This is a genomic window from Sphingobacterium rhinopitheci (assembly GCF_022627575.1).
GTDB classification, from domain to species: domain Bacteria; phylum Bacteroidota; class Bacteroidia; order Sphingobacteriales; family Sphingobacteriaceae; genus Sphingobacterium; species Sphingobacterium rhinopitheci.
Genome location: NZ_JADEYQ010000062.1, coordinates 1 through 660, shown reverse-complemented (window position 1 = coordinate 660; position 660 = coordinate 1). Strand labels below are relative to the sequence as shown.

Below are 660 nucleotides of genomic sequence, written 5' to 3'. Positions count from 1 at the left end.
TCGTTTAAGGCTTTAATGCCATTGATTATTCCGGAGGGAGTTTCTGATTATTTTGAAATGACCCATTATACTAAAGAAGATAAAAGACTTGACATCTTTCTAGAAGAACTAAACCTTATACCTGAAGAATATCAAGGACAAAAACTACTATCCAAAGGCTTCTTTGAGCCTATTACTCTTCAAGATTTTCCAATCCGCGGTATGCAAGTATATTTACACGTTAAACGCCGTAGATGGCTTAATCAAGATTCAGATAAAGTAGTTTATAGAAATTGGGATTTAGTAGCAAAAGGAACGCGTATCACACAAGATTTCGCGGATTTTTTAAAAGGAATCAGCGGATAATCAAGCTCATAGTATCCAAAGTATATCTTCATTTTATGACATAAGTGCTAGTAAGTTAAGGAGATACTATCGGAATAAACTTAGTGGTTTCCAACAATGGAAACATCGAGAAAATGCAAAAGAAGGTCTTGTTTTTCCTGAAAATATTAGCTCACGTCTTTCTATTGATGAAACTAGCCTTTCTCAAGGAGAGCTCTATACTGTGATCACCAATAAGGAGTCACAAGGTAAAAAAGGTACAATTGTAGCTATAATAAGCGGAACAAAATCAGAAGTAATCATCCCTTTTCTTCAACAAATTCCATTACGAAAACG

General features: G+C 34.5%; 1 protein-coding gene. It reads left to right on the top strand.

The window, feature by feature from the left end; genetic code table 11:
• Window positions 1-345, top strand: a 345-nt coding sequence (locus IP023_RS15785) for an ISAon1 family transposase N-terminal region protein (protein ID WP_449618995.1), incomplete at its 5' end; no start/stop codon positions are given.
• Window positions 346-660 lie beyond the last annotated feature (315 nt).